Here is a 2839-nt window from a genome sequence, read left to right on the forward strand (position 1 = left end):
ATTCTGCCCAAAAAACTAAACTATCGAGAGTTTTAGCCAAGGCGGGGACAAATTTAGGGGGGTCAGATATCGACGATTGGATTGTCGATTATTTTGTCCAAAAGCAATCTTTAGCGAAAACTTCCCTGACTACTCGTCTAGCGGAAAGATTAAAAATTAAACTTTCTTCCCAATTAACCGCCGAGGAGGTATATTTTGATGAGGAAAATTTCGAGAGTTACGAGTTAAGCTTGGATCGAGAACAATTGACCGATATTCTCCAACAACAAAACTTTTTTCATCAATTAGATGATTTAATGACGGGAGTTTTGCAACAGGGAAGACGCAATGGAGTTGAAGTTAGCGATATCGATGCGGTGTTATTAGTCGGGGGAACCGTACAAATTCCGGCGGTAAAAGATTGGGTGCGACAGTATTTTGATAGTAGTAAAATTAAAGAGGATCGACCCTTTGAAGCGATCGCTTTGGGAGCGTTACAATTAGCCCAAGGTTATCAAGTCAAAGATTTTCTCTATCATAGCTACGGCATTCGTTACTGGAATCGTCGCAAAAATGCCCACGCTTGGCATCCAATTATTAACTCTGGACAACCCTATCCCATGGAAAAACCCGTGGAATTAGTCCTAGGTGCTTCCGTGGACAATCAGCCTAGCATTGAATTAATTATCGGCGAATTAGGCACAGAAAGGGGGGCGATCGAGGTCTATTTTGATGGTGATAAATTAATTACTCGTTCCCTGAGTAATGGAGAAACTAGCGTCCAACCCTTAAATGATCGCGAGGGGGCCCGATCGATCGCTAAACTCGATCCTTTAGGTTTTCGGGGTAAAGATCGCATTAAAGTGCAGTTCTGGATTGATGATCAGTGTTTTCTGCGGATTAATGTGGAAGATTTACTCAGTCAAGAATTGTTACTAAATAATCAAATCGTCACCAAATTAAGCTAGGCTTGGCTTCAGCCAAAAATCAAGTGCAGACTCATAGTAAGTTTGCACTGATATTATCGCAATATTCTGTTTTACCGGTGGCTTTATCGACTGTGATCGCGCACGGGGATCGGGATTAGTTCGGGTTCGGGTTCGGGTTCCGGACCAAAAACACTCTCAATCAGTTTGCGCGCCCATTCTCTCAACTTGTCTATCACTTCATCTAAATAGTCCATTGACCAAATGGCTCCTTTGAGATACTAGCTATGAGTTTTCGTCGATTGATCCCCGCAACAGCTTGATTCTAGAGAATTTTAACTAATTTTCATCGTTTGGCTGTTAAATCTGACGAGCGGGGGAATCTATATCTTGTATTTATATTAAGCTTAACATAACTTTTTAGTCTGAGTATATATTCTTGGCAATTCTTTTTTAAGACATTATTAATAAATTCCGGCGTAGGCGATCGAGGGCGGTATAGGCACTAATCTGGCGAATTGTCAAGCGATCTCGATTTTCTCCGAAACGATGCTCTGATACGGTAACATTTCCCTCAGGACTGGCTAAACCGATATAAACTAGGCCCACGGGTTTTGTCTCACTGCCTCCTCCTGGTCCGGCAATACCCGTGATACTGATCCCCCAATCCGTAGCGAGGCGTTTTTGCACCCCTAGCGCCATCTGTTGGGCAACAATGGCACTGACAGCCCCGAAATTATTTAAATCCCCTTCATTTACGTCTAAGAGGGCAACTTTTACCCGATTATCGTAGGAAATAACCCCACCCCCAAAATAATCGGAACTGCCGGCGATTTGGGTGATAATTTCCCCTAATCCCCCTCCAGTACAGGATTCTGCCACACTCAAAGTTTGTTTTTGCCACCGCAAAAGTTCCCCCACCACCGCAGGTAAAGTATCATCATCAGCCCCAAAATAATCTAATCCGGCGATTTCCTTAATTTCCGTCGCTACCGGTTCAATTACCTGCAAAGCAGCCTCTAAAGAAGGGGCTTTGGTCGCAATTCGCAAACGCACTTCGCCTAAACTAGCATAGGGGGCAACGGTGGGATTAGTCAGATCAAATAAATGGGCAACTTTTTCCGCTAAAGCTGACTCACCGATACCGCGAAATTTGAGGTAACGACTATAAATCCTCTCTTTGCCCCATCCTTGACTTTCTAGGTAAGGAATCGCCGTTTCTACCCACATTCTCTTCATTTCTGAGGGTACTCCGGGGAAAGTGAGAATAGTCACGTTAGCCTCTGGTTGCCAGATCATGCCGGGGGCGGTTCCCGTCGGATTTGGCAAAAAATCGGCTCCCATGGGTATTAAAGCCTGTTTACTGTTACTAGGAGGCATTTCTCGCCCTAAGCTCGTAAATTTAGCCTCGATTTCTGCTAAAATCTCCTGATCTTCTCTGAGGGACGTTTGGAAAAAATCGGCGATTGTTTCTGTGGTTAAATCGTCGGGAGTCGGTCCGAGTCCGCCAGTAAAAATTAAAATTGAAGAACGTTCTCGGGCAATAGCGATCGCTTTTTTCAGTCTTTCTACATTATCCCCCACCACCGTTTGATAATAATGGGGAATGCCTAATTTTGCCAATTCTAGGGCTAAATATTGGGCGTTAGTATTAACTATATCCCCTAATAATAATTCCGTTCCTACACAAATAATTTCAGCGGCCATAATTTTTAGCAATTAGCTTAAGATTTTCAATTTTGATCATCAACTTATCTTCTGTCACCACAGTTCGATCGGGTTTCGGTAACGATGGTCATGGAAGTTAACAATATCAGTGCGCTCCAACATTATACCAGTAAGCTATCAACAATCAAAGTCTTTTATATTAAATATCACTTTGTTGCTGAACAGCCCATATATGATTATGGGTAGTGATTCGATAGTAGTGGTAG

The 2839-nt window shown here is 43.0% G+C and carries 2 protein-coding genes; one reads left to right on the forward strand and one right to left on the reverse strand.

The features are described 5' to 3' along the window. The coding region (locus PX636_RS11090; protein WP_288117188.1) for an Hsp70 family protein at window positions 1-947 on the forward strand (947 nt) is incomplete at its 5' end. Window positions 948-1358: 411 nt separating this feature from the next. On the opposite strand, the gene PX636_RS11095 is transcribed toward PX636_RS11090, so the two are convergent. After that, window positions 1359-2612 carry a competence/damage-inducible protein A gene (locus PX636_RS11095; protein WP_012265014.1) on the reverse strand — a complete coding sequence of 418 codons (1254 nt, stop codon included), beginning with the start codon at window positions 2610-2612 and terminating at the stop codon, window positions 1359-1361. Window positions 2613-2839: the final 227 nt, after the last annotated feature.

It is taken from the genome of Microcystis sp. M53598_WE2 (assembly GCF_030067735.1).
GTDB classification, from domain to species: Bacteria; Cyanobacteriota; Cyanobacteriia; order Cyanobacteriales; family Microcystaceae; genus Microcystis; species Microcystis aeruginosa.